21 protein-coding genes, 1 tRNA gene and 1 pseudogene are annotated in these 24,497 nt (G+C 49.4%); 14 read left to right on the top strand and 9 right to left on the bottom strand.

The features are described 5' to 3' along the window. Positions 1-173 precede the first annotated feature (173 nt). Positions 174-2,411, top strand: a complete 2,238-nt coding sequence (locus tag ACKFKF_RS13920) for a ComEC/Rec2 family competence protein (RefSeq protein ID WP_446868244.1) — start codon at positions 174-176, stop codon at positions 2,409-2,411. A gap of 29 nt (positions 2,412-2,440) precedes the next feature. Then, positions 2,441-2,525, top strand: a tRNA-Ser gene (locus tag ACKFKF_RS13915). Positions 2,526-2,814: 289 nt separating this feature from the next. On the opposite strand, the gene ACKFKF_RS13910 is transcribed toward ACKFKF_RS13915, so the two are convergent. Further along, positions 2,815-3,495, bottom strand: a complete 681-nt coding sequence (locus ACKFKF_RS13910; protein WP_446868243.1) for a hypothetical protein — start codon at positions 3,493-3,495, stop codon at positions 2,815-2,817. Positions 3,496-3,645: 150 nt separating this feature from the next. Then, positions 3,646-3,822: a hypothetical protein gene (locus tag ACKFKF_RS13905; RefSeq protein ID WP_446868242.1), complete on the bottom strand. Its 177-nt coding sequence runs from the start codon at positions 3,820-3,822 to the stop codon at positions 3,646-3,648. 289 nt (positions 3,823-4,111) lie between these two features. Between ACKFKF_RS13905 and ACKFKF_RS13900 the strand changes: the two genes are divergently transcribed. Continuing rightward, the gene (locus tag ACKFKF_RS13900) at positions 4,112-5,455 is read left to right on the top strand and encodes a class I SAM-dependent methyltransferase (RefSeq protein WP_446868241.1); all 1,344 of its coding nucleotides are present in this window, start codon (positions 4,112-4,114) and stop codon (positions 5,453-5,455) included. Positions 5,456-5,834: 379 nt separating this feature from the next. Here ACKFKF_RS13900 and ACKFKF_RS13895 read toward each other — a convergent pair whose 3' ends face one another. The 5 genes from ACKFKF_RS13895 to ACKFKF_RS13875 form a co-directional block, all read right to left on the bottom strand. Further along, complete coding sequence (locus ACKFKF_RS13895; protein WP_446861672.1) at positions 5,835-6,074, bottom strand: DUF3134 family protein; 240 nt, start codon at positions 6,072-6,074, stop codon at positions 5,835-5,837. A 146-nt stretch (positions 6,075-6,220) separates the two neighbouring features. Beyond that, a complete protein-coding gene (murD, locus tag ACKFKF_RS13890; RefSeq protein WP_446868240.1) occupies positions 6,221-7,603 on the bottom strand; it encodes a UDP-N-acetylmuramoyl-L-alanine--D-glutamate ligase in 1,383 nt (460 codons plus the stop codon). Between the two features lie 696 nt (positions 7,604-8,299). Further along, on the bottom strand, positions 8,300-10,933 hold the full coding sequence (locus ACKFKF_RS13885; RefSeq protein WP_446868239.1) for a CHAT domain-containing protein: 2,634 nt from the start codon (positions 10,931-10,933) through the stop codon (positions 8,300-8,302). A 10-nt stretch (positions 10,934-10,943) separates the two neighbouring features. Continuing rightward, positions 10,944-14,075, bottom strand: a complete 3,132-nt coding sequence (locus ACKFKF_RS13880) for a two-partner secretion domain-containing protein (RefSeq protein WP_446868238.1) — start codon at positions 14,073-14,075, stop codon at positions 10,944-10,946. Positions 14,076-14,085: 10 nt separating this feature from the next. Beyond that, the gene (locus ACKFKF_RS13875) at positions 14,086-16,938 is read right to left on the bottom strand and encodes a two-partner secretion domain-containing protein (protein WP_446868237.1); all 2,853 of its coding nucleotides are present in this window, start codon (positions 16,936-16,938) and stop codon (positions 14,086-14,088) included. A 211-nt stretch (positions 16,939-17,149) separates the two neighbouring features. On the opposite strand from ACKFKF_RS13875, the gene ACKFKF_RS13870 reads away from it, so the two are divergent. The 7 genes from ACKFKF_RS13870 to ACKFKF_RS13840 all read left to right on the top strand — a co-directional run bounded on the left by ACKFKF_RS13870 (position 17,150) and on the right by ACKFKF_RS13840 (position 20,534). Beyond that, the gene (locus ACKFKF_RS13870) at positions 17,150-17,335 is read left to right on the top strand and encodes a DUF4278 domain-containing protein (RefSeq protein WP_446868236.1); all 186 of its coding nucleotides are present in this window, start codon (positions 17,150-17,152) and stop codon (positions 17,333-17,335) included. A gap of 256 nt (positions 17,336-17,591) precedes the next feature. Then, entirely contained in the window at positions 17,592-17,828 is a 237-nt protein-coding gene (locus ACKFKF_RS13865; protein WP_446861667.1) for a hypothetical protein, read from the top strand. Positions 17,829-17,975: 147 nt separating this feature from the next. Then, a complete protein-coding gene (locus ACKFKF_RS13860) occupies positions 17,976-18,413 on the top strand; it encodes an RICIN domain-containing protein (RefSeq protein WP_446861666.1) in 438 nt (145 codons plus the stop codon). A gap of 250 nt (positions 18,414-18,663) precedes the next feature. Further along, complete coding sequence (locus ACKFKF_RS13855; protein ID WP_446868235.1) at positions 18,664-18,999, top strand: hypothetical protein; 336 nt, start codon at positions 18,664-18,666, stop codon at positions 18,997-18,999. A 307-nt stretch (positions 19,000-19,306) separates the two neighbouring features. Beyond that, complete coding sequence (locus tag ACKFKF_RS13850; RefSeq protein ID WP_446868234.1) at positions 19,307-19,810, top strand: RICIN domain-containing protein; 504 nt, start codon at positions 19,307-19,309, stop codon at positions 19,808-19,810. A 180-nt stretch (positions 19,811-19,990) separates the two neighbouring features. Next, positions 19,991-20,296 (top strand): hypothetical protein, encoded by a 306-nt coding sequence (locus tag ACKFKF_RS13845; RefSeq protein WP_446868266.1) that lies wholly within the window; start codon positions 19,991-19,993, stop codon positions 20,294-20,296. Beyond that, the gene (locus ACKFKF_RS13840) at positions 20,199-20,534 is read left to right on the top strand and encodes a GNAT family N-acetyltransferase (protein WP_446868265.1); all 336 of its coding nucleotides are present in this window, start codon (positions 20,199-20,201) and stop codon (positions 20,532-20,534) included. Before ACKFKF_RS13845 ends, ACKFKF_RS13840 begins: the two co-directional genes overlap by 98 nt. A 114-nt stretch (positions 20,535-20,648) precedes the next feature. On the opposite strand, the gene ACKFKF_RS13835 is transcribed toward ACKFKF_RS13840, so the two are convergent. Continuing rightward, positions 20,649-20,825, bottom strand: coding sequence for a hypothetical protein (locus tag ACKFKF_RS13835; protein WP_446861661.1), 177 nt, complete (start codon positions 20,823-20,825; stop codon positions 20,649-20,651). A gap of 136 nt (positions 20,826-20,961) precedes the next feature. On the opposite strand from ACKFKF_RS13835, the gene ACKFKF_RS13830 reads away from it, so the two are divergent. After that, positions 20,962-21,864 (top strand): DEAD/DEAH box helicase, encoded by a 903-nt coding sequence (locus tag ACKFKF_RS13830; protein ID WP_446868233.1) that lies wholly within the window; start codon positions 20,962-20,964, stop codon positions 21,862-21,864. 99 nt (positions 21,865-21,963) lie between these two features. Here the strand turns inward: ACKFKF_RS13830 and ACKFKF_RS13825 are convergent. Continuing rightward, a pseudogene (locus tag ACKFKF_RS13825) lies at positions 21,964-23,011 on the bottom strand (IS5 family transposase). A gap of 160 nt (positions 23,012-23,171) precedes the next feature. Here ACKFKF_RS13825 and ACKFKF_RS13820 point away from each other — a divergent pair. From ACKFKF_RS13820 to ACKFKF_RS13810, 3 genes are read left to right on the top strand one after another with little or no spacing between them, the layout of a single operon-like run. After that, the gene (locus ACKFKF_RS13820) at positions 23,172-23,450 is read left to right on the top strand and encodes a hypothetical protein (RefSeq protein WP_446862682.1); all 279 of its coding nucleotides are present in this window, start codon (positions 23,172-23,174) and stop codon (positions 23,448-23,450) included. A 1-nt stretch (position 23,451) separates the two neighbouring features. Continuing rightward, on the top strand, positions 23,452-23,877 hold the full coding sequence (locus ACKFKF_RS13815) for a type II toxin-antitoxin system VapC family toxin (RefSeq protein WP_446862683.1): 426 nt from the start codon (positions 23,452-23,454) through the stop codon (positions 23,875-23,877). Positions 23,878-23,897: 20 nt separating this feature from the next. Continuing rightward, on the top strand, positions 23,898-24,473 hold the full coding sequence (locus ACKFKF_RS13810; protein ID WP_446868232.1) for a Uma2 family endonuclease: 576 nt from the start codon (positions 23,898-23,900) through the stop codon (positions 24,471-24,473). Positions 24,474-24,497: the final 24 nt, after the last annotated feature.

Raw genomic sequence — 24,497 nt, 5'->3', positions numbered from 1 at the left:
AGGGTGTAGAACGATGAATTTTTACAACGTTGTGGAGTTACATTATGTTGAGCGTCGTTACCTCTCAATCTTTCTCAATGCTCACAGTTAGTCAAATTCTTAGACGGGTCGCTTAAGCGCGTTTCACAATTGGGCACTCTGAAGGGGTTCTTTACTCAACCAAGCGCCTGACTATGCCTAAAAATGCAGCGCCCATTATTCTAAGTTTGGCCTACATTCTAGGATTGCTGGCGACGGCTGTTCCTTGGGGTGGCGTAGGAGTGCTGATTTTGGGCGGAATCGCGGCGATCGCCCTACCTCGATTCTGGAAGGGTAAACTCAGTCCCAAAATTTGGATTGCAGCAGGCCTTGTCGGGTTGGTTGCCAGCCTTTATTTTCAAATTCGACTTCCTCAACCGGGGGCGTTTGATATTAGTCGCCTGGTGCCAACAGTCGCAGAAAAACAAACCGTCACCGCATCAGGAATCATTACCGAAACGCCCCGCCTGACTCGAAGCGGCAACGCTCAACTTTGGCTAGACGTGAATCGCGTCGATGGTGCCAACTCAAAAATTGCGCCCGATCGCTTCCGAGGAAATCTCTACGCAACGGTGCCCCTACTTCAAGCAACGGGACTACACCCCGGACAAACGATCGCCCTCACAGGCTCCCTTTACAAGCCAAAACCTGCGACGAATCCCGGTGGCTTTGACTTTGAGGCGTACTTGGCGCAGTCAGGCTGTTTTGCAGGACTCAAGGGGAAATCGCTGGAAGTGGTCAAGGCTGGCAATCCCTGGGGCTGGTGGGTGATTCGGCAGAAGATTGTACGATCGCAGATCGATTGGCTCGGTAGTCCAGAAGGTCAACTGGTCAGTGCGATGGTGTTGGGTGGTCGAGTGGTTGATTTGCCGTTTGATGTCAAAGATCAATTTATTCGTATTGGATTGTGTCACGCCCTTGCCGCTTCTGGGTTTCAGGTTTCTCTCATCTTAGGGGTCGTTTTGGAGTTGACCAAACGATTCTCAGAGCGCATTCAAGTCGGGTGTGGTGCATTTGCACTCCTGATCTTTTTGGGATTAACAGGATTACAGCCTGCCGTTCTTAGGGCCGTGATCATGGGCGGTGGTTTATTAATCGGACTTGCAACAAAACGTCGAGTCAAACCACTCAGCGGACTGTTATTCGCCGCCATGATTTTGGTATTAGCTAACCCCATCTGGATCTGGGATCTGGGGTTTCAACTCAGCTTTCTAGCGACGATGGGCTTACAAATCACGGTTTCACCCCTGGTCAAACGACTGGACTGGTTGCCGACAATGATCGCCACGTTGATCGCGATTCCGATCGCTGCCTACATCTGGACGTTGCCGCTGCTACTCTATGTGTTTGGCGTGGTTTCTCCCTACAGCATTCTTGCCAATATTATCGTCACGCCTCTGATCTCAATCATTAGTATTGGTGGAATGATTAGTGCTCTACTCGCGCTGGCATCTCCGATCGCGGGCACTGTTTCCGCCTGGTTATTACACTATCCAACTTTTTGGCTGCTGACCATCGTCGATTTTTTCTGCCAACTTCCTGGGAATGCGATCGCCGTTGGTACGATTTCAGCCTTTTCTCTGATAGTTCTCTATAGTCTGATTGGCTTGCCCTGGCTGCGTCCCCAATTTCAGCGACACCTGTGGGTAATTGGATTGGCTGCGATCGCGCTCGTGTTTGTCCCCGCCTCTTATGCAAAAGCAACCTTATTTCAGGCAACCGTGTTAGCAACGTCTCAAGATCCTATTCTGGTGATCCAAGATCGAGGCAAAGTTGCCTTAGTCAGTAGTGGAGACGAAGCCACGGTGCGATCGACGCTCTTACCTTTTTTGCAAAAAGAAGGCATCAATGCGATCGACTGGGCCATCTCAACCCCCTCAACTCGTCGATCAAACAGCGGTTGGACAACCCTACTTGACCAGATGCCCGTCAGATCTTTTTACCAGACCGCACCCAATTCTCAACTGACCGACGCGATCGCCGCTCAAAAAGGACGCTACCTGCCTTTGTCGGTGGGGCAGCGCATAAACCTTCAATCGACCTCTGTACAGCCCATCAGCCGCAATCCTGACATCCTTCAGCTACAAGTTGGCGATCAGCAGTGGCTGTGGCTCAAAGATTCGCTCAAAAATCAGCAGGTTGCTTCTGACGGTTTACAACGTCACTCGGTGTTGTGGTGGTCGGGTCAGGCGATCGAGTCCGATTGGGTAGAGAAATTGCATCCCAAAGTAGCGATCGCATATTCCCACCAGGTGGATCAAGAAACGGTCGATCGGCTCCAAACTCACCAGACGCGAGTCTACCAAACCCGCCAGGATGGAGCCATTCGCTGGACGGGCAAACGATTTGAGCAGACTTTAGGAATTCGTGAAACCGACGCTTCACCCTTGTAGTATGATTAGATAGGACGCTAACGCTCCTTGGAGAGGTGGCAGAGCGGTTGAATGCGACGCACTCGAAATGCGTTTTGGGGCAACTCAACGGGGGTTCGAATCCCCCCCTCTCCGTTGATTTCAGAGATTTTGACAGATCAGAGCTATGAATTAAATAGCCTGAAATTTCTCGTGAGAAAAGTGTTGTTAGGTAACACATCCAACGGATCAATCAGGCTTTATTTAATTCGCATCCTGAATGGTGACCTAAAGACCTGTGCATCAGTTTGAGGCGACAAAAAATATCTGACCCATGACTCACGATCGCGACATGGGTAGTTTATTTAATTTCGCAGAATACTCAATCTCGATCGTGAGTATCCATTCACATCACTGATGCTACTGCCCCTGATCAGGAAGATCATTACTTGGACTGTGCTCCTCGCTCAGGGTTGAGTTTGTACTGGGCAGGATTTTCTTGGACTTTGATGTAATCCTGTCTTCGTAGCCCGTGAGAAAACATCAGCGCAACACTCTGGCGCGTTCTTGGCAACACCGACTCATCTAACGATCCAAAGAGCAACTGAATCATTTCATCGGTCGTAAAAACCTGATCGGGGGAAGCGATCAGTACCTGCTCCATTGCTTTGGCAGGGGTCAAATCTTTGAACTCGCGTTTGAGTTTGGGAGCTTCAAAGGATTTGTCAGAGGAAGACTTGGCTTTGCCTTTTGGCTCAACAGACTTGACCTTGATGTTTGATTTGGTTTTTGCAGAGGAGGCCGGGGCTTTGCCTGCTTTTTGGGTGTTAGCCGCTGTCTTACGGGGGACTCTCTTTTGGGTAGGTGCTTCTTCTGGTTCTGATGTAGCCTCTTCAACGAGAGACTCAACCACACTAGCCTGACTGCTTCCATTGCTGGCGCTATTGTTAGGAGAAGCCACAGCCGCTCCCCCTAACAAAGCATTGATATGATCTAGGCTGCGATCGATGGCTGTCGTCGCCTGTTCGATCGCAGATTGCACGATAGCATCGCGCTCAGTCGTCAAACGTTCGCGTTGTTGTTCGAGGAGTTGTCTAAAGTCATCGGTTAGAACACTGGCTGACATTTTTGTTTCCTATGAGGTTAATGGTTTGATTGTATGTCCTGTGTGCGAAAATGGTGCAGTCTAATTCAATTAAGTTAGTTAGTTTCTATTCTAGTGATTTGATTGGGCGGTTTTATTGGGGGTCAAATCGATCGTGAGTGGTTCAGGTAGTCACATTTTTGCCCCGGTCATGATTAATCTACAGTTGCGTTCTTTTACTGGTACGGGTTGTACTTCAGAGTAATACAGACCCAATCCACCAGGGCTATGAGCCGCCTTATGAGAAATGGTGACTCGACTTGTCCGGTGATCTACTCGCACGATCGACACTAAATCGTACAGTAACATTGTTCTAGAATTGGTGAGTTCTAGAATTGGTGAGTTCTAAAATTGTCGAGTTCTAGAATGCACCGTGAAGTGGTGGTGTGAATTGCCTCAATGTCTCTCGATGCCCAAAACTGGCTGTTACGTCCGGTTCCCTCCCTTTTTAAGGGGATTCAGGGGAGATTTGCCAGCTAGTAACCGACTAAAGGGGTTTATTCGGGGAGGTTATTTGTGATCTTCTGGCAGTGAGACGATGATAGCGTAGAGTCGATCGAGGCTACTGGCTCAAATTCACAATAAAGGAGACGACTCTGTGAATCCGCAAAATTCTGACCTGTTTGAGAAGATTCGGCAGCAGTTTGATAGCTCACCTTATCCGAGAACGCCGATCGAGAAATCTCCCAAACAAGATGCCAATGCGCTCTATATCCATAATTTTGTTACGCCATTCTATCTGTATCATCAAAAACGCATTGACCCCCAGGAAATCGCCATTCTAGATGTCGGCTGCGGGACGGGCTACAACACGCTACTTCTAGCAGAAGCCAACCCTGGCGCAACGATCATCGGCATCGATCTCTCTCAACAATCAGTCGAACTAGCCCGCGAACGATTACGATTTCATGGCTTTACCGAGATTCAGTTTTATACGCTGCCCCTCAACGAGGTTTCTCAGCTAGGCATGAAGTTTGACTATATTAACTGTGACGAAGTGCTGTATTTGATGCCTGATCTCGTCCAAACTTTGCGGACGCTAAAAACCGCGCTCAAACCAAAAGGCATTCTGCGGGGCAATTTGCACAGTCTCTATCAACGACAAAACTTCTTTCGGGCGCAGCAGTTATTTACGGCGATGGGTTTGATGCAGCGCAATCCGGGAGAAATCGAGATTGGGGTTGTCCTCGAAACAATGAAGGCGATTAAGGAAGAAGCCCCCCTCAAACGACAAACCTGGAACCCTCAGCAGGCGATCGACAGCCCGCAAGAGTATGTGTTGATGAACTATCTATTTCAAGGAGACAAGGGCTACACCATTCCTGAACTGTTTGCAGCGCTGCGGAGCGCCAATCTAGAATTTATCTGTATGGTCAATCAGCGCGATTGGGACTTGATGAGTGTCTTTCAAGAGCCTCAAGCGTTGCCAAAGGTGTGGGAATTGAGTTTGCCAGAATTGTCGATCGAAGACCGTCTTCAACTCTTTGAGCTAATTGCCCCGGTGCATCGTCTGCTCGATTTTTGGTGTGGGCAGGGTCAATCTGAGTCGTTGCAGCTTCCCCAAGCCTGGCCAATGGAGGTCTGGGAAACCGTACAGATTCACCTTCATCCTCAACTACAAACCGCGCTCGTTAAAGCCAGTTTGATCGACGCGATCGGACAACAGCGATCGTTTAATCTCAGTCAATATTTATCTGCTGCGGCACCGTCTCAAGCTCAAGTGTTGTTGAGTCCCCATCTTGCTGCCGGCCTACTCCCTTTATGGGAAGCACCACAGTCGTTTCTAACCCTGGTACAGCGCGTGTTGATGATTCGTCCTTGTGACCCGGTTACTTTAGAACCGACAAACCCCCAGCGAGCGGCTCAAGACTTGCGCGATGCTTTGGTTGGTTTGGAAATAAGCCTTCATGTTCTGTTAGAGCGGGGAAAAAATGAGGGATGAGGGAGGACGGAGGACGGAGGAGAAAAATCGATCGTTCTGCATTGATTGTTCTGCACTTAGAACGCTTAAGGTTGTTCCTCATCCCTATTGCCAATTCTGGGTGAAGTTGTATAGATCTAGATCCCCCTGACCGCCTTAAGAAAGGGTAACTGGACTCTATTCCTCTCTTTTTAAGAGGGGTAGGGGATCAGAAGATGTGTAACTTGATGGTGAATTGGTACAAAGTCTTTTTTTCTTGGCGTTGCTGATTGGCGGGATGAATCTGTGGGAAGTGTCCATCTTTTCGCCCCCTAAATCCCCCAAAAATGGGGGACTTTGAACCTTGGGGTTCCCGCTGCTTTGGGGCAACTCATCCCCTGATTCAGCAACGCCTTTTTCTTTAATCCTCCAGGTCAAGGTCGTCTTCTTCTTCTTCCAGGTCGTAGATTGCAGAGGTGCCCATGATGGCTTCTAGTTCTTCTGCTTCTATGGCACTTTCGGGGCTGTCACCGAGTTCGTAAGCGAGAAATCGACCTGTGCCTTCAATCCACTTAAAGAGCGATTCTAGTTCCCGTGGGGGGATGATGCTGGCTTTCGCATTTTTGGGTTCTTCACGGAGAGAAGGGTTATAAATTGTCACAATCTTTGCTGATCTCTTAGTATGGCTGCTGCGATCGTAGCGTTGATTGAGACGTTATACCAGTTCGCTCGTGAATTAAGCCAAATCTGGTAGAAGACTTTGGACTGAACGACCTTGAGAGCCTACTACTGTCTTCTGCCTTTGGTCTAACGCCTCTGGTCTCCTGTTGACAACAGATTCAAGCAGAGTTGACGAAAGTCTTCGCCTCGTTGCTCAAAATTGGGATACTGGTCAAAACTAGCACAGGCTGGAGAAAGTAAAACAACCTGAGCAGACTGAGGGGGAGCAATCTCGATCGATCGCCGCACTGCTCTCTCCATCGTTCCGACAATTTCGTAGCGAGTGTAGCCGACTCCTTCTAAGCGGTTAGCAAAGCTTTTGGCCGCATCTCCGATTAGTAAAACAGCCGCCGCTTGCAGTTGAATTGCCTTGATCCAGGCGCTATCGTCTCCCAATTTTGCCTCGCCGCCCGCGATCAGGATTACGGGACTTTTGACCGCAGACAATCCGACTTCGGCAGCATCATAGTTCGTCGCTTTGCTGTCATTGATGAAGTCGATTCCTTGCCAGGTGCAGATGTGTTCGAGTCGATGAGGAACGCCCGGAAATTGAGCGATCGCTTCCTGAATTGCCGCTTTCTCAACGCCTGCTAAATGGGCCGCCGCCACGGACATGAGTAGATTTTGCTGATTGTGCGATCCTGGCATTCGTAAGGTACTGACCTGAACGATCGCTTCTCCGCGCACGATCACCCACCCGTCTTGAATATAAGCCCCCCTATCAGGATTGCCCATTAGTTCTGATTTACCATTGATACTCGTCCAGCAGGCCTCTGAGGTAATGGGAAAGGCGCGCTGTGTGCCAAGACTTCTTAGATAAGGATCGTCCCCATTGAAGATCTGCTGTTGAGATTGTTGAAGCAGACGAGCTTTGATGTTGAAGTAGTTTTCTAAGGTTCTATGACGAGCCAGGTGATCGGGGGTAAAGGTTGTCCAGATACCAATGCGAGGCGCGATCGTGGGAGAGGCTTCGATCTGGTAGCTGCTGAGTTCGGCGATCGCCCAGTCGGGTTTGGGGTTTGACATGGCGACTTCACAGGCCGCCAGCCCGATGTTGCCAAAGGCGGGAGCCTGAAAGCCTGCGGTTTGAAAGATGGCGGCAACCAGGGCGGTGGTGGTGGTTTTGCCGTTGGTGCCTGTGATGCCGATCCATGGGCAGGTTTGCAGATGTCGCCACGCGAGTTCCATTTCGCCGATCGTTTCGATGCCCAGATTTCTTGCCCGCGTCAAGTTGGCAGCATCCCAGGGCACACCCGGACTGACGACGACGAGATCCGGCTTTTTGGCATCGGGGCTAAAGGTTTCTCCCAGTCTGACTTTGATGCCGTCGGCGTTAAGTTCTAGCTGCTGTTGTTGGAGGGCGGTGGTGGTGCCGCGATCGCTCACAGTGACTTGCCAGCCTTCGCGCTTGAGTAATCGAGCCGCTGCGTTTCCTGATTTTCCCAGACCGATCACATAAGCGTTGGGCATAGTCTTCTCGAAATCTATCTTTTGGCACCCTTTATGGTACTGCTTAACAGTTCATTACAGGCATCTGAATTGCGATAGGGTGAATTTGCCAATTTGATGCTCTGGTCAATGTGAGTTGGATGAAAGATGAGATTCTCCGCTTCGTGCGCTTCAAGATACCTACAAGGGGTCGCTGATCCGGCTTGCCTCCCAAATCACCTACAAATAGAGGACTCTGAACTGGAAATCTTGGTTTACCCCAAATTCATTTTTAGGCACAATGGCTCCTTGACCTCCCCCAATCTCTCTTTTCTAAGGCTACCGTGACACAAGTCGTTTTCGCTTCGTCTCCATCGGCCAAACCCCTAAATTCCCTAAAGCTGAGTTCAAAGTCTCTCTTTTCAAGGAGATTTAGGGTGATTGAGATTCGGTGATCAAGGATTTAGAGTAGATGAAACCTATTTTGACGTAATGACAATTTGGCGTTGCTGATTGGAGGGATGAATCTGTGGGAAGTGTCCATCTTTTCGCCCCCTAAATCCCCCAAAATTGGGGGACTTTGAACCTTGGGGTTCCCGCCGCTTTGGGGCAATTCATCCCCTGATTCAGCAACGCCGACAATTCCAGCCAAAGATTTAGAATGGTACAGGGCTTGAAAGCTCGATCGCTCCCCAAATTCTCAGGCTTTTAGCGATCGATGCTTGTTTCAGTGGCTTTTTATAGCCAATTGCCAATCAAAACATAGGGTGCCCAAAATATAGGTAGCTGATATTCTGGGGTTTTTAGTAACGCAAGTTGGGCACGGCGTAAGCTCTCAGCTCTCGGTTGAGATTGATTGATTAGCGTCTGGTAAAACTGATTCATTAACAAAGCGGTCGATTCGTCATTTACGCTCCATAAAGAGGCGATCGTGCTGCGGGCCCCGGCTCGGATTGCTACCCCTGCTAACCCCAGGGCGGCTCGTTGATCTCCGGCTGCCGTTTCACAAGCACTGAGCACCAGAAGTTCTAAGGGTTGCGATCGCTGTTCGGTTGAGCGCAGCAGGGTATTTAGTTCGTTGACGTTGATGGCTTTATCCCATGCCAGAATGAAGGTCTCATCTGCTTTTGAGCTAAATTGACCGTGGGTTGCTAGATGAGCGATCGCAAACGATTGTGAACTCATTTTTGTCTGAAATGCTTGCGTTGTGAACTGTTGATTTAGTAATACTTGACTCTGCACCTCTGATTGAATTTGCTTTAACTCATGACTGACATTGGGCAGGCGAGAAAACCCATGCCGCGCTTGATCCAGCCCCACAGCGAGAGTATTTAACCGACCTGGCTGTAATGGTTTGGGGTCAAATAATTGAAGACTGGGCGAGAGGGCTACCGCATAGGTTTCGATCAGGTATTGGTGTCCGTCGTACAGGGCTGACATGGGAACGTTTCGCAGCAACCCATCCAGGACAAATACTAATGTCTTGGTCTGACTTTGGGCGATCGCTTCAATTCCAGGTTGAATCAGCCAGCTATAGACTTGTTGCGATTGAATCTGGGTCTGACGTAGCGCGTCTGGTTCGGCAATGTTGCGGCGCAGTTCTGTCAGGGTTTTTTCGACTTGGCTTTGGGGTAGGCGGGTAGCATAGTGGCGCAGGGGTTGTTGTGGTAGCTTGAGAATTACTTCGACGCGATCGCTCAAAATCGTGGCATAAATGACTGCTGCGGTGGGATCAGCTTGATCAACGACGGCATCTAGTTGTTGTTTTGGGGTTAAACAAGCAGCGCGAAAGAAGTTATCTAACTCGGCTAACTGAAGGGCTTCGATCGTGCTTCTAGCTTGACGAATGTTGTCTTGACTTGGCTCCACGCTATTGTGTGTTTGCAACAGTAAATCGACGAATTGCCGATAGACAGGTTCAACCTTGTCTCGAAACGAGAATTGCACATCAGGATTGACGCTCACTAAGTCATAGCGAATCGCCTGAAGGCTTTTGACTGCTTGATCGTAAGCTGCGATCGCCCCGGTGATGTCTTGCTGTTGTCTGAGGAATCTTCCTAGCTGCCACTGCCATTGATAAGTGATATCGGCTGCATCAAGGGTCTGGGCGATGCGTAATGCCTGCTGAGTCAGTGTCGTTGCATCTGACCATTGCTGAGTCTGTTCATAGAGATGTCCCAATGTGCCGATCGCGTAGGACTCAGCGCGGGCATCTTGTAGGCTGCGGGCTTGTTGAATTGCGATCGCTAACACTTGGGCTGTTTGTTTAACATCCTGATTGTCCAGTTTCATCAGACTTTGAGCATAATCAATCCGGGCGTAGACGGCAGTGCGGCTGAGGGGTAAGTTGTTAATTTGTGTCTGAAGTTGTGACAGAAGTAATCCTACAGAGCTTGTCGAAGTCGATCGTGCTGCTGGTTGTTGTCGATCTAGTAATAAATCGAGTTGGTGAAGCTGGGCAGGAACGGCCGTCAGCAAACCATAAGTCGCTGCCTGTTGATAGAAGGCGATCGCGGCGGTAGTATCTTGTTGAACGGTGGCAGTGTTACCCAAACTAAGTAGCGCTTCTCCCATTTCTTGAGAGTTGGCGGTAGCTTTGCTGTTGCTGGAGGCAATCGTGGTTGCGACCGTTAGACTTTGCTGCAATACTCGGCGAGAAGTAGTTAAGTTGCCAGTCACGCGCAAAACATTGCCCAAACTACGTAGCCCGATCGCCTTCAAGGCTGAATCAGGCTGCTTCTGAAGGATTTGAGTCGCTGCTGTGAGTTGCTTCTGAGCTTGAGCATACAATCCAAGGCTTTGTAGAGCTTGAGCTTGATTGATCTGATTGCGAACTAATCTCGATTGATCATTCAGTTGAGTGTAGAGCGTTGCTGCTTGTTGCCAAGTGGTTAGAGCCGCTTCCGCATTTCCGCGCGACAATTGCAGACGACCTTTGACTTCTAATGCTTGAGCGAGCAGTTGTTTTGAGGTTTGAGGTTTGAAGTTTGAAGCTTGAATTAAAGTAAGGCTATTGGTGATCGCTTCACTCGCTTTGTCCCATTGACCTAACTGCTGGTATGCCAAGGAAAGATTGCTCAAGGTCTGAGCTTGTCCTGAGCGATCGTTCTGTGCTTTGAAGGTAGCGATCGCTTGTTGCCAAAACATAACCGCCTCAGCATATTGCGCCGCTTCGTAGCGCTGTCTCCCTTGCCGATCGAATCCTTTGGCATCCGAGCCAGTTTGAGTCGTTTGAAGAACAGGTTTGAGCGTAGTTGATTGTTGAGCGGCGATCGGCAGACCCATCCCTACTATAAATAGGGCCACTAGAAACAGAAGGGCTGTTTGGCGATGTAGTGAGCCGCGAATTTGTTCAAACCATTTTCTGGTCATGCTGTGATCCTCAAGGGCAGGGAACTAGACGATCGGGCAAGGGAGCAACGGGATCTGGAAGCGCTGCCATCAAGAACACAGTACCATCCGCCATGACCTGCAATCTTTGAGCTTCTACAATGGGAGGCGCGATCGTTGAGGCTGATTGCTGACGCTGCGAAACGGGTGGTATACCTTCAACATCGGCGGTGCCTAACTCTACCTGAATGGCATCTTGATTCACGGCTTCGTTGGGAGTCGGCGGCAAACCACCGCGCCCGGTAATGATGAACTCATTGGATTGCTGGGCGATCGTACTTCCTGTAGGACAGGCTTGTACAATCAGCCGGGATGCATCGGTAAGATCAACAGGAAGTCGTACCAGTCCGCGATTGGGATCTATGCTAGGTTCATTGATTGCTACGACACCCGCAATGCCAAACGTAGAACTAGCGGTGATATCACTCAAGAAAGTCAGTTGAGGACGAAACTGAGTGCCAAAAATCCCTTGAGTCGTAATTTCAACTCTGCCACCTTTGCCCGTGAATGCATTGGCGCTAATATCGCTGTTCTCGTTGGGCACTGCCACAATGAAGTTGCCCTTAAAGGTGATGTTGCCGCCATCGCCGCCTGCCTGAGCCGTTCCCGCTGTCGTGGAAATAAAGCTGCCTCGCCGCAACAGCAGCAAATCCGGCACTTGCAGTGTGATGTTGCCCCCCTGCCCTGATGCCGTTTGTGCCTGAATCGAGCCTTGATTATCCAGACGCAACTGACGAACCGTTACGTCTAGGTTGCCTGCACTCCCTTGCCCACTCGAAGAAGCAGACAATATAGCCTTGTTTGCAATCGAGAACAGTTCAGTCTGAATCGTAATCTTCCCGGCTTGACCGATCGCCCTAGAATTCACTAGGCTAAAAGCACCACTGGCAAATTTGTTGCTGCCCACCCCATCAAAGAACACCCCATCTCTGGCTATGATGGTGATATTTCCTGCATTTCCTCGTCCAAAAGTGCTAACAGCGACTTCTGCCCCATTGGTAAGAGAAAGAGAATTTGTGGTGATGCCGATATCGCCGCCCCGACCTGTAGCTGTAGATGTTACCTGACTAAAAACACCGCTGGAGATTCTACTATTGTTCACACCATCAATAGATATTGCATCTCTCGCCACAATGGTGATATTTCCTGCATCTCCAATACTATTCGTGTTGACATTGACATTTCCCCCATTGGTGATAGAGAGTACCCCTGTGGTGATACTGATGTTGCCTCCTTGACCAACGCCGTCACGAGTTACATTGCTAACAACACCGCTGGGAATTCCATTGCTACCCACTCCACGAATAGACACTGCATCTCTCGCCACAATGGTGATATTCCCTGCATCCCCAATACCATTCGTGTTGGCATTGACATTTCCCCCATCGGTAATAGAGAGTGCACCTGTGGTGATACTGATGCTGCCTCCCTGCCCCTCGGCTCCAAATCTCACCTGGCTAAAAGCACCCCCGGAAAATTGATTGTTGCTTGCGCCATCAAAAGATACTGCATCTCTCGCCGTAATCGTAATATTCCCTGCATTTCCCCGTCCAAGTGTAGTCGCACTCACTGCCGCTCCGTTAGTAAGGGAGAGCAAGCCTGTAGTGATACTGATGTTTCCACCCTGACCCGTAGCTCTAGCTGCCACCTCACTAAAAGCACCACTGCCCTGTCCATTGCTATCTGTCCCATCTAAGGACACCGTATCTCTTGCTATAACGATGATATCTCCCGCCTTTCCCTGTCCACGAACACTCGTACTCATTTGCGCCCCATTGCTGAAGGAGAGATTACCTGTAGTGATACTGATGTTGCCGCCTTGACCGATCGCTCCAGTTTCCACTGCGTTAATAAGACTGGTAAATCGATTGCTACTCGCGCCCTTAAAAGATGCCGCATCTCTCGCTGTAATAGTGATATTTCCCGCATCGCCTTGACCAAACGTGCTATCACTTAATAACGCTCCATTGGTGAGGGAAAGCGTACCTGTAGTGATACGAATATCACCAGCATTACCTGTGCCGCGTGGTTCAGTAGCATTGGAAATAAGCATTGCATTGAGGTTAACAGCCTTTGTTGCATTAATGTCGATGTCTCCTGCTTGAGCACTTACAGTCCCCAGGTTCACTGCTATTCCTGCACGTAAGCCTGTTCCGGCTCCTGTGATCGCCAAGTTTTGAGCGATAATTGCAATGTTCCCGCCACCGCCAGCGCGAACATTCACATTTGCACCATTCCCGATCGCTACATCCGCTCTTGCCAATCCATCCGGTACACTCAACCGCCACTCCTGCCTCTGTTGCGTCAGCCCTACCTCACCCGCATCTGCCACACCTGCTACTTCCACCCGTCCACCGAACGCGAACAATTGTCCACCATCCACAGTCACAGCGCCACCTGCCAGAGTTAGGGTTTGACCAGTGGGCACCTGTAAACGCGCTCCCTGCGATCGAATTTTCCCTGGATTACTGCCATACTGCAAGCCGATCGGCACATTCACGGTCAACAACGGCGGTGCTTGAGGATCAGTAGCACTGAAGGCGAAACTGTTGTTAAACAGAATGCTGTTTGCGGTGCTGGCGAGAAAGGAACCGCCGCGAAAATCTAATCGGGCATTGGGCCCAAACAGAATGCCATTGGGATTGATTAAAAATAAATTAGCGTTTCCCAACACGCCCAAGGTGCCGAGAATCTGAGACGAATTGCCGCCAGTGACGCGAGTAAGAATGTTGGCAACGCCAGCCGGATTGGTGAAGTAAACGCCCCGCCCCCCATCAACATTGAAGTCTCGAAAGCTATGGAAGAGATTGCTCCCGCGCCTGGCACCCCCATCGATTTGGTTACTGGGAAGATTACGAATTACTTGATCGGGTGAGACGATCGACCGCTCATTGCCCAGAGTGTCATCGGCGATCGGGGCGAGTTGAGCAACGGCAGAAGTTGGTAAAACAAAGAGAATTCCACCCATGACGAGCCAACTGACTAAATGTGATGAACTACAGTCGATTGCAGACCACTGCCAACTTTGTAATGGAGAAATCCCTCGTAAATCACTTACAAGGGTTGCTTGACGGTGCCGTGCATAGCGGCTTTGATTCATCCATCCAAACCATTTTCTGGTCATGCTGTAATTCTCAAGGGCAGGGAACTAGACGATCGGGCAAAGGAGCGACGGGATCTGGGAGCGCTGCCATCAAGAACACAGTACCATCCGCCATGACCTGCAATCTTTGAGCTTCTACAATGGGAGGCGCGATCGTTGAGGCTGGTTGCTGACGCTGCGAAACGGGTGGTATACCTTCAACATCGGCGGTGACTAACTCTACCTGAATGGCATCTTGATTCACGGCTTCGCTGGGAGTCGGCGGCAAACCACCGCGCCCGGTAATGATGAACTCATTGGATTGCCTGGCGATCGTACTTCCCGTCGGGCAAGCTTGCACAATTAGCCGAGAAGCATCAGTAAGATCAGCGGGAAGCTGCACAAGTCCTCGATTCGGGTCAACGTCAGGTGTATTGATGTCCACAACCCCCGCCACACCAAAATCAGAACTAGCCGTAATGTCACTCAAAGGAGTCAGTTGGAGACGAGGCTGAATGCCAAAAATGCTTTGAGCGCTAATCTCGACTCTGCCGCCTCTACCCGTAAACGCATTGGCGCTAATGTCACTATTCTCGTTGGGCACCGCCACAATGAAGTTGCCCTTAAAGGTGATGTTGCCGCCATCGCCCCCCGCTTGAGCCGTTCCCGCCGTGGTGGAAATGAAGCTATTTCGCCTCAACAACAAGAGATCTGGAACTTGCAGCCTAATGTTGCCCCCTTGCCCCGATGCCGTTTGCGCCTGAATCGATCCCTGGTTATCCAAGCGAATCTGACGCGCATTCACGTCTATGTTGCCCGCATCCCCTTGACCGTTAGAAGAAGCAGTCAATACACCCCTATTCATAATTGAGAACAGATTGGTATTCACCTCAATCCTGCCGCCCCGACCTACGGCTTGAGACTCCACTGTGCTAAAAGCACCGCCAGGAAATCCATCGCTGTCCACACCATCAAAGAATACTGAATCTCTCGTCGTAATGGTGATATTTCCCGCATCTCCCCGACCAGACGTGCTAGCACTTATACCTGCCCCATTGGAAAGAGCGAGATTGCCTGTGGTGATGTAGATGTCGCCGCCCTTACCGATTGCTCCCAATTGCACCGTGCTAGAAGCACCACTGGCAGATCCTTGGCTACCTACAGCTCCATCAAAGGACACGCTATCCCTCGCTGTAATGTTGATATTCCCTGCATTTCCTTGACCAAGGGTGCTGGTAGCAAAGAAAGCACCCCCTGTGATAGAGAGCAACCTAGTGGTGATGTTGATGTCACCTCCGTTGCCGTTGCCCGTTTTTTCTACCCTGCTAGTTGCTCGACTAGAAGATCCACTACTCCCTACTCCATCAAAGGTGACAGAATCGCGAGCATTGATGATCACATTGCCCCCATTCCCTGTGCTGTAGGTGCTGGCGTTGATATCAGCACCCCTCATGACGGTCAATGACCCAGTAGTGATGTTAATGTTTCCCCCGTTGCCGTTGCCCGACTCCTCTACTAGGGCTGCTGCCCCACCAGTACCCTCACCTCCATCAAAGATTACGGAATCACGGGCACTGATGATGATATTGCCCCCATTCCCTTTACCATAGGTGCTAGCGTTGATATCAGCACCACCTAAGACACGAAGCGACCCAGTGGTAATGATGACATTTCCTCCGTTGCCTGCCTCTCCTATGGTTGACGTTCTACCTAGAGTGCTTATTGCTGCCACATTATTTCCTTCAAAAGTGACGGAATCGCGAGCATTGATCACCACACTGCCTCCATTTCCCGTTCCAAAGACATTGGTTTCCACCCGCGCGCCAGATCCTGAGACTCTTAAAGAGTCAGTAGTGATGTTGACATTGCCACTGTCACCCACACTGCTTTCGTTCGTGACGTTATAGATACCGCCCGCGATATTACCGCCTACAGCCACAGTTACTTGCGTCGCATTAATGTCAATATCCCCCGCCCTTGCGCCAACAAAACCCAAACCTCTCAACATCCCCGCCATCAACTTTGACCCGTTTCCCAAAATATTCAAAGTCCTGGCATTAACTGCAATATTTCCGCCTCCACCCAGGCGAACACTCACAGTTGCGTTATTTGTTATGGATACATCTGCTCTTGCCAATCCTTCTGGCAAACTCAATCGCCACTCTTGCCCCTGCTGTGTCAGTCCCACTTCACCTGCGCCTGCTACGCCTGCCAACTCCACCCGTCCTCCTCGCGCATACAGTCGCGGGTATGCCTCACCTTGAATGCCACTAATATTTACATCCCCGCCTGCTAGCGTTAAGGTTTGTCTATCGGGCACTTGTAGAATTGCTCCCTGCGATCGAATCTCCCCTGGATTGTTGCCATACTGCAAGCCCACGGGAACATTCACAGCCAGCAATGGCGGCGCTTGTGGATCAGTCGCGCTGAAAGCGAAACCGTTATTAAATGCAATGCTGTTTGCAGTGCTGGCGAGAAAAGAGCCACCGCGAAGATCTAACCGAGCATTGGGGCCAAACAGGATGCCGTTGGGGTTGATCAAAAACAAATTGGCAGTACCCTCTACGCCCAGGATGCCGAGAATTTGAGAGGGATTTCCTCCTGTGATACGAGTGAGAATGTTGGCAACGCCAGTCGGATTACTGAAATAAACACCTCGTCCATTATCAACATTGAAGTCTCGAAAGCTATGGAAGAGATTGCTCCCGCGCCTAGCACCCCCATCGATTTGGTTACTGGGAAGATTACGAATTACTTGATCGGGTGAGACAATCGACCGCTCATTGCCCAGAGTGTCATCGGCGATCGGGGCGAGTTGCGCGACAGAAAGCGGCGAAAGGGCAAGAATTCCACCAATCACCAAAAATTGTAAGGGCTGTTGCCAACATGCCGAACTTTGAGTCATTGCCAAACTAGCCTACTCAAAAGCACTTGCTGACTGAACAATAGTTGATTATCAGAGAAAAGTCGATAAAGTCATCATTTTTTGCAGTGGCGACACCTGTCGTTTTCATGTTCACTCCCTCAACTGCATCAGTTAAAAACACCGCCACCTACTAACTGTGTGTAAAGGGGCAAGCTTGATGAGCCTGCCTGATCGATCGAGGAAAACAATCATGGAACTCTGTTATCGCGGCACTTTCTATCAGTCTGAGCAACTGACTGTACCAACTCAAAAGAGCGATCGTCCCATCATCGGCAAATATCGGGGAGTCGCTCTGAAATTGAATTCATCCACCCCAGCAGTTTCGTCTCAAGCACCTCAAAAGCTGACCTATCGTGGCGTGACCTATTTCAGATAGTAGTCTTTGATGACGAGTCCGCTTCAAGCAAGTCGAAATTGATAGTCAAAAAACTCAACTTCTTTAAGGAAGCCATCATGTCTACTCATTTCAAACAATCCGTCAAAGAAATCGTCTTGCTCTCTCTCGGTCTGGTAATCATTGGCGGTTCTGCTACTTTTTGTTTTGTGATACTAGCAAACAGTTGCTCACGGTTGATTACCAACCCTATCTTTTACCCATTGTCCTGGCTCTCTCAAATCTCAGCGGAGGTCAAATGCAAGGCAGTTTAAGCACTTACAAAATAATCGTTCCTTCCACGCAGCATCACTCGGTTCAGCCTACTAATGTTGCAGCAGTGAATGTCGTGCTTGGTTCTCTAGCGATCGCTTTTCCGATTGTGGTGGGCTGCGCGATCGTGAGTTATCGAACACACCGAGCTATGGTTGTTCGGCGGCAAATTCAACGGTTGAACCGGATCTGGCAGCTAGACTCAAGCAACAACCTGTCTTAATCGAGTCGCATCTGATGCTTTGTTTTGCAAGCCTTGACTCACTTCACGAAACTCACTGCATCAGTTCAAAACACGGGCCTCTATCAAGTGATGTAAGCAGATGGATGCTTATCGATATCCAAATCTCAAACAACAAGGAGAAAAACAATGGCAGTCAGATTCAAGAACAAACAGAGTGGACTGTATGCTGGAATTAGAGAGGCTAGCACCGAACCCGGCCCTCAACTACTGCAATGGCATAGAGCCGATGATGGTTCTCAAGTTTTTGAGGTGATCTCACAGCGAACCCCGCAAAATCCAGATAACAGATATTCTAGGATTCAGAATGTCAAAAGTGGATTGTATGTCGGAGTCCGTGAGGCTTCCCTGAACAATGGAGCAGACCTTCTACAATGGACTGGCGCTAACGATGGCTCTCAATATTGGTATCTGATTGATAAGGGCAATGGTTATTGCCTGATTCAAAACGCACACAGTAGTAAGATGTGGGGAATTTTCAATGGTTCTACCAATGCAGGAGAGGTTGTAATCCAATGGGATAGCAGCGGTGGGGATGATCAACTCTGGTATCTCGAAGCAGCGTAGCATCGACGACTAACTAGGCAGTGTTTAAAGATCCTTAGCTCTTCCCTAGCCCTCCTTTAAAGGGAGGGAACCGAACCGCGCTACGGTTCTGCGGCGGTAAATTCAACAGTTGAATCGGCTAGGCAGTTAAGCTCCAGCAAGAACCCGTCTTAATCACATTACAGACAGCACAACCCAACGTTTCAAAAATGTTGGGTGTCGCAAATTTCCGTTTGATTTGATGTACACAACAACACAGAGGTACCCGCTCATGAATACTAAGAACGTATTAGGGATTGTAGGGATTGTAGTAGTTGCTTATCTAGGATGGTCGGCATTAGGGGGTGATGGCAATAGGAACCTTGGAGTTACAGGCCCAGGAGGATTTGGGCTGACTGCCTCTAGCACCCGTTTAGATCCTAGTGGCAATCCAAAAAGTAGTAATAGTAAGATTAGCACCTGGACTTGCTACAACAAGGGCAAATCTGTTGGAGATGCCCAAATCTGGTGGAGTCATCAGAAAGAGGATGCTGAGTGGGCGTGCAACAACTGGATCTCCACCTGCGGTAACGAAGGAGGATGCCAAGTCAGTAAGATCAGCGAGTAAAATGGAACAAAAGGGCGATCGCGCTTCCGATTGTTGTAGTCTGCACGATCATGGAACACACCGAACTATGGTTGTGCAGCGGCAAATTCAACGGTTGAACCGGATCTGGCAGATGGACTCTGGTAAAAGCCCGTCTTAGTCCCTACACCTATTTTCAGTTGCTCACATTAGCCAACTGCATCAGTTTCGATTGCTGTGATTCAAATTCACTTCACGTATGACAGTTTCAGTACAAGTTTGGATCAAATAGATCTCAGACAAGCTGAATCTGATGTTCAAAAAAACTCGACTTCTTTGAGGTAAACCAATGAGCTACATCACGCTAAAACGAAAAGTACAGGGCGCGATCGTACTTTACACATCTCTCATGACGCTATTAATGGGTCTACCCGCTCAAGCTGCATCCCCAAACCAACTGTGGTATTTTGATGCCACGGATAGGGGTACTACAACAATTCGTAGCTACTTCAGTGGGCTGTGCTTGAGTGGCAGTGAGTTCGCGAAAAATGGCACAATTCCCATTCTACAATCCTGTAACGGTTCCTTGAATTGGTCTATTAGCCCCACTGGTGATGGATACACTTATTATATCCGTCAGGCGAAAAGTAAGTATCTCAGTATTATGACTCAAACGACCGCTGACGGGGGATGGGTCGGACTGTGGGATGGTTATGGCGGAAATGATCAAAAGTGGTATTTCCGAGGAGGGCCTCGTGAGTTTCAGTTAGTGAACTACAACAGTGGTAAGTGCCTCTCGGTCGCAAACTGGAACCCGAATGTTGGCGCAACTTTGGTGCAGTGGACTTGTTGAAAAATTGCCGTTAGGTACATCTAACAACTTTGATCAATTGAGAAAGAGTGATTCCGCTACTTATTGGGGTTATTAACGTTTGCCTCACTAAGTAATCGTTGCTCCCGATCGCAACATTGGTATTCGTTCAGTTCATTAAAACCCTGAGAACACAGTTGGATATTAGGAAGCCATTCTGAAATGTACACATTCAAGTGTCTGGATAATGCCTTTGCTGCGATCGCCTATCAGTCTTTCACCTTTCCACTCTACCAATCGCGATTACAAGCCCCAAAATTTGCACCCTCGACCGTCGTGATCGCCGCTGCTGATACTAACAATCAGGCGATCGGACTAGCGCTGGCAGAGATTCATCCCGATGGACGATCGGCAACGCTCGCTCCTCTCGATTTTTGTAAAGCCAACTCACCGTCAGCAGGGCACAGGGACTGCATTACTAACTCAATTAGCAGCAGAATTAAGGGTGCGGGGTTGCGACCAGGCTGATTTGGTTTACACCACCGGACAGCCCACCACGCCAGCATTAGAACGGCTGCTGCAAAACGCCAACTGGACACCGCCGCAATCTCGAATGTGGGTCTGTCGATCGACCACTGAAACGTTCGCGAACGCCCCCTGGATACGGCGAAAAACCTTGCCAGCAGCTTATGAGATCTTTCCCTGGCAGGACATTACAACGGATGAGTGTCAAGCCATTGGGCGATCACAGTCTACTTCTCCCTAGATTCCCAGAGATCTATATCCCTTCCAGCCCGAAGAGAACTTGGAGCCGTTGAATAGCGTGGGGTTGCGGTATTAGGGACAGGTAGTGGGCTGGCTGATTACTCATCGTTTGAACTCAGACACCATTCGATATTCCTACGGCTTCGTTCGGCAGGATTTGCAAAAAATGGGGCGGTTGATTTTTCTGATTGCCAATGCGGTTCAGCTTCAAATCAATGACAAAACGGTTCCAAATATGATTTGTGTAGTTTCCTGCGATCGCGCCCCCATGCTTCAGTTTGTCAGAAAACACATGGCTCCCATTGTTCTTAATCAAACAATGAAATTAAGAGGCAGGTGCGAGATTTACAGGACGCACTGAGCCGGATTTACGATAGTGGGGATGAATAATTGAGATGCGTCCGTCAATCTCTAGGTGTTAACTGCCCATGACAATTTATACCCCCGGCTCTGTTGTGACCTGCCGCGATCGCCAATGGATTGTTCTCCCGTCGGGTCAAGCAAAAATTATTCGATTACGTCCGTTGAGCGGTGACGAGGATGAAGTGTGCGGCATTTATGATCCTCTAGACTTGGACGCATTAGCATCGGCAAATTTTCCGACTCCTCAGCCGAGCAATGTGCAGGATCAATTGGCAGCCTTAATGCTGATGGATGCGGCGCGGCTGAGTTTGCGGAGTAGTGCGGGCCCGTTTCGATCGCTCGGTCGCTTACCGCTGCGTCCGCGTCCTTATCAAGTTGTGCCGCTCCTGATGGCGTTGCGGTTGGAGACGGTGCGACTGTTGATTTCAGATGATGTGGGCATCGGCAAGACGATCGAGGCTGGATTGATTGCGCGGGAATTGCTCGATCGAGGCGAAATCCAACGAATTGCGGTGCTGTGTCCACCCCACTGGTGCGATCAATGGCAGCGAGAACTGCGGGATAAATTTAACATTGATGCAGTAGTGGTGCGATCTGGAACGGTTTCTAAACTAGAACGACAGTTGCCGTCTGGAGATCAGCATATCTTTCGGTACTATCGCCATATGATTGTGAGCTTGGACTATGCCAAATCAGAGCGGCGACGAGCGAGTTTTATTGCACACTGCCCGGATTTTGTGATTGTGGATGAAGCGCATACTTGTACTCGTCCGGGTGGACAAAGTGCTGCCCAACAGCAGCGGCATCAACTCGTGCAGGATGTCGCGGCTAAAGCTGAACGCCATCTCTTATTGCTGACCGCAACGCCGCACAGCGGGATTGAAGAAGGGTTTTTATCGCTGTTGGGGTTGTTAAAGCCTGAGGGCACCTCGATTAATTGGTTTTGGGTGAGATGGGATCTCAAATGAGACAAAAAGTTTCGACTTAGAACTCTAATTTCTTAGATCATTAACTCAATAGTTCCATCAGTGCAGGTTGAATCGGCAGGTTCCGCCTAGCGGTTGCCCCTAACGAACTGCTGTGGTTTCCAAGAAGGTGTAACGCAGCAAGTTATCGGTCAAGTTCTTGAGTCCCAATTGTGCCTTTGCCTGCACCATGCCAATGGAACGCACCAGTTTGCCTCCCATCTGCATCACCCAAGTGCCAAAGACATGCTCGACTTTGATGCGAGTTTTGGACTTGGTGCGATTGGATTGCTGCTGCGCCTCGCTTAAGGGATGATTGCGATAGCCTCGCTCATGAATCTGACTTTCAAACCCAATCAGTTCCAGAACTTCCTCAATTGCCTCAGAGCGGTAAGCACTGTCGGCCCAAATCAGATCGCTCTCGTTATCTTCGTCCAGTAATTGCCCCAGCACTTGAGAATCATGCACCGATGCATCCGTCACGGCATAGCGCCGAATCAAGCCGTGTTCGGCATCAATACAAATGTGGTCTTTATAGCCGAAGTAGCTCTTACCGCCCTTTTTTGTCCAGCGGGCATCCGTGTCCTTCTGGGAGCGTTTGTGCGGTTTGTCTTGCCACGATTGAGGAACTTCTCCTTGCTTGATTTGTTTGTTCTCGTCATCGCTGTTATGCTGTTTGGGCACGGGAATCAACGTGGCATCGACAATTTGTCCACCCTGAGCTGCATAGCCTTGCTCAATGAGATAGTCCTCGAATTGCTTAAAGAGCGGTTCAATCAATTCCTGCTCGCTCAATTGTTTGCGGAACAACCACACCGTTGTGGCATCTGGTATGTCATCTGACAAACCAAAGCCAAGAAACTGCATGAACGACAATCGGTCACTAACTCGACAATCGGTCACTAACTTGGTACTCTAATTCTTCATCACTAATGTTGTACAACTGCTGCAATACCAACAGCTTAAACATCACAACAACATCAATCGGCTTGCGTCCAGCCTTATTCTTGCGCGGTTTGTCATGAATCTGCTCTAGTAAGGGACGAAATGTTTCCCAAGTCATGATCTCGTTGAGACGAACCAATAAATCCTTCTTCTGATTTAGTTTACTTTGGCGCTCTTCCCAATCCCAAAAGCCTGGTTGTCTCATTGAAATTCACTCTATCGCTTTCCTATTTCTAGGATCTCATACCTGTCTCAATCTAAGACCCTCAGATTAAATTTTTCGAGGTGCCCACGGCGAATACCGCACCCAAAAACTCGTCCTAGCCGCCTGGGATAAAATGTTTAGCAAATAGATACTCAATAATATGAACACCCAACTCGTCAACTCCCTCGTTCAAATCATTCAATCCCTCAACGACGAAGAACGCCAGCTACTAGAACAACGGCTCGATCGTCAAAAACCCTGGCAAGCCATCCAGCGAGACCTTGCCCAAATCCACGAGCAAATCACTGCTAGACGTGGTGGAGTCCCCCTCAATCTCTCTAGCGACGATATCACCGACCAAATTCATCAAATGCGGGAAGAACGCGATCGACAACTAATGGAAACGTGTTTTCCCAACCCCAACCCACTGAACCCGTAACATGACCACAATTTGCGTCGATACCAGCTTTGTCGTTCGCCTGATCACAATATCGCCCGCGACAAACCCCACCTATTCCGCACTTTGGCAACAATGGCTAGAGGCTGAAGTTACCCTTGTCGCCCCTTCACTCTTTCTCTACGAAGTCACCAACGCGCTGTATCGATATGTCGTCGCCAACACGCTCACGCTCGAAGAATCCTCTCAACTCCTCCAAGCCGTCTTCACCCTACCAATCACCCTTTACCAAGACAACGAACTGCATCAGCGATCGCTTGTCTTAGCACAAGAAAATAGTTTACCCGCGACCTATGACGCTCACTATCTCGCCCTCGCAGAACGCTTAAACGCTGAATTATGGACGTGCGATCGACGCTTATTTAACAAAGTTCACACCGCCTTTTCACAGATTCATTTACTTGAATAACTGCTTACACCTAGAAAACAATGGTCAACCACACCTTCAATCTCAAACCCATCATCGACCTTACCGACGAGCAGTTTTATCAACTCTGTCGGGCAAATCCCGATGTCAAATTTGAACGCAACGCAAACGGAAAAATCAGCATTATGTCACCCACAGGCGGAGAAACCGGAAATCGTAACTTTGAAATCGGAGCCAACTTCGCCATCTGGAATCGCCAAGCTGGTCTAGGAGTCTGCTTCGATTCCTCCACTGGCTTCAAACTGCCCAACGGCGCAACCCGTTCACCCGATGTCGCCTGGATTGCTCATGCCCGTTGGAACGCACTCACCCCAGAGCAAAAAGAGAAATTTCCCCCAATCTCACCTGATTTTGTCCTCGAACTCATGTCCCCTTCTGATACCCTCGAAGAAACCCAAACCAAACTGCAAGAATACATCGAAAACGGAGTCCGCCTCGGCTGGTTGATCGACCGTAAAACGCGCAGAATCGAAATCTATCGCATCGGACAGCTCGTTGAAATTTTAGAAGACCCAACCCACCTATCTGGCGAAGACGTTTTACCGGGATTTGTCCTCGATCTAGCGATCGTCTGGTAGCTTACGGCTCACCTCAACTTAGAA

The sequence above is a fragment of the Phormidesmis sp. 146-12 genome, assembly GCF_052939495.1.
Note: the sequence above shows the minus strand (reverse complement) of the source record. Positions and strands in the feature narration are given on the sequence as shown.

Coding starts and splice junctions, on each gene's coding strand:
- ACKFKF_RS13920 (WP_446868244.1), top strand. CDS start 174: ATGCCTAAAAATGCAGCGCCCATTATTCTAAGTTTGGCCTACATTCTA.
- ACKFKF_RS13910 (WP_446868243.1), bottom strand. CDS start 3,495: ATGTCAGCCAGTGTTCTAACCGATGACTTTAGACAACTCCTCGAACAA.
- ACKFKF_RS13905 (WP_446868242.1), bottom strand. CDS start 3,822: ATGTTACTGTACGATTTAGTGTCGATCGTGCGAGTAGATCACCGGACA.
- murD (WP_446868240.1), bottom strand. CDS start 7,603: ATGCCCAACGCTTATGTGATCGGTCTGGGAAAATCAGGAAACGCAGCG.
- ACKFKF_RS13885 (WP_446868239.1), bottom strand. CDS start 10,933: ATGACCAGAAAATGGTTTGAACAAATTCGCGGCTCACTACATCGCCAA.
- ACKFKF_RS13880 (WP_446868238.1), bottom strand. CDS start 14,075: ATGACCAGAAAATGGTTTGGATGGATGAATCAAAGCCGCTATGCACGG.
- ACKFKF_RS13875 (WP_446868237.1), bottom strand. CDS start 16,938: ATGACTCAAAGTTCGGCATGTTGGCAACAGCCCTTACAATTTTTGGTG.
- ACKFKF_RS13870 (WP_446868236.1), top strand. CDS start 17,150: ATGGAACTCTGTTATCGCGGCACTTTCTATCAGTCTGAGCAACTGACT.
- ACKFKF_RS13865 (WP_446861667.1), top strand. CDS start 17,592: ATGCAAGGCAGTTTAAGCACTTACAAAATAATCGTTCCTTCCACGCAG.
- ACKFKF_RS13860 (WP_446861666.1), top strand. CDS start 17,976: ATGGCAGTCAGATTCAAGAACAAACAGAGTGGACTGTATGCTGGAATT.
- ACKFKF_RS13855 (WP_446868235.1), top strand. CDS start 18,664: ATGAATACTAAGAACGTATTAGGGATTGTAGGGATTGTAGTAGTTGCT.
- ACKFKF_RS13850 (WP_446868234.1), top strand. CDS start 19,307: ATGAGCTACATCACGCTAAAACGAAAAGTACAGGGCGCGATCGTACTT.
- ACKFKF_RS13845 (WP_446868266.1), top strand. CDS start 19,991: ATGTACACATTCAAGTGTCTGGATAATGCCTTTGCTGCGATCGCCTAT.
- ACKFKF_RS13830 (WP_446868233.1), top strand. CDS start 20,962: ATGACAATTTATACCCCCGGCTCTGTTGTGACCTGCCGCGATCGCCAA.
- ACKFKF_RS13820 (WP_446862682.1), top strand. CDS start 23,172: ATGAACACCCAACTCGTCAACTCCCTCGTTCAAATCATTCAATCCCTC.
- ACKFKF_RS13815 (WP_446862683.1), top strand. CDS start 23,452: ATGACCACAATTTGCGTCGATACCAGCTTTGTCGTTCGCCTGATCACA.
- ACKFKF_RS13810 (WP_446868232.1), top strand. CDS start 23,898: ATGGTCAACCACACCTTCAATCTCAAACCCATCATCGACCTTACCGAC.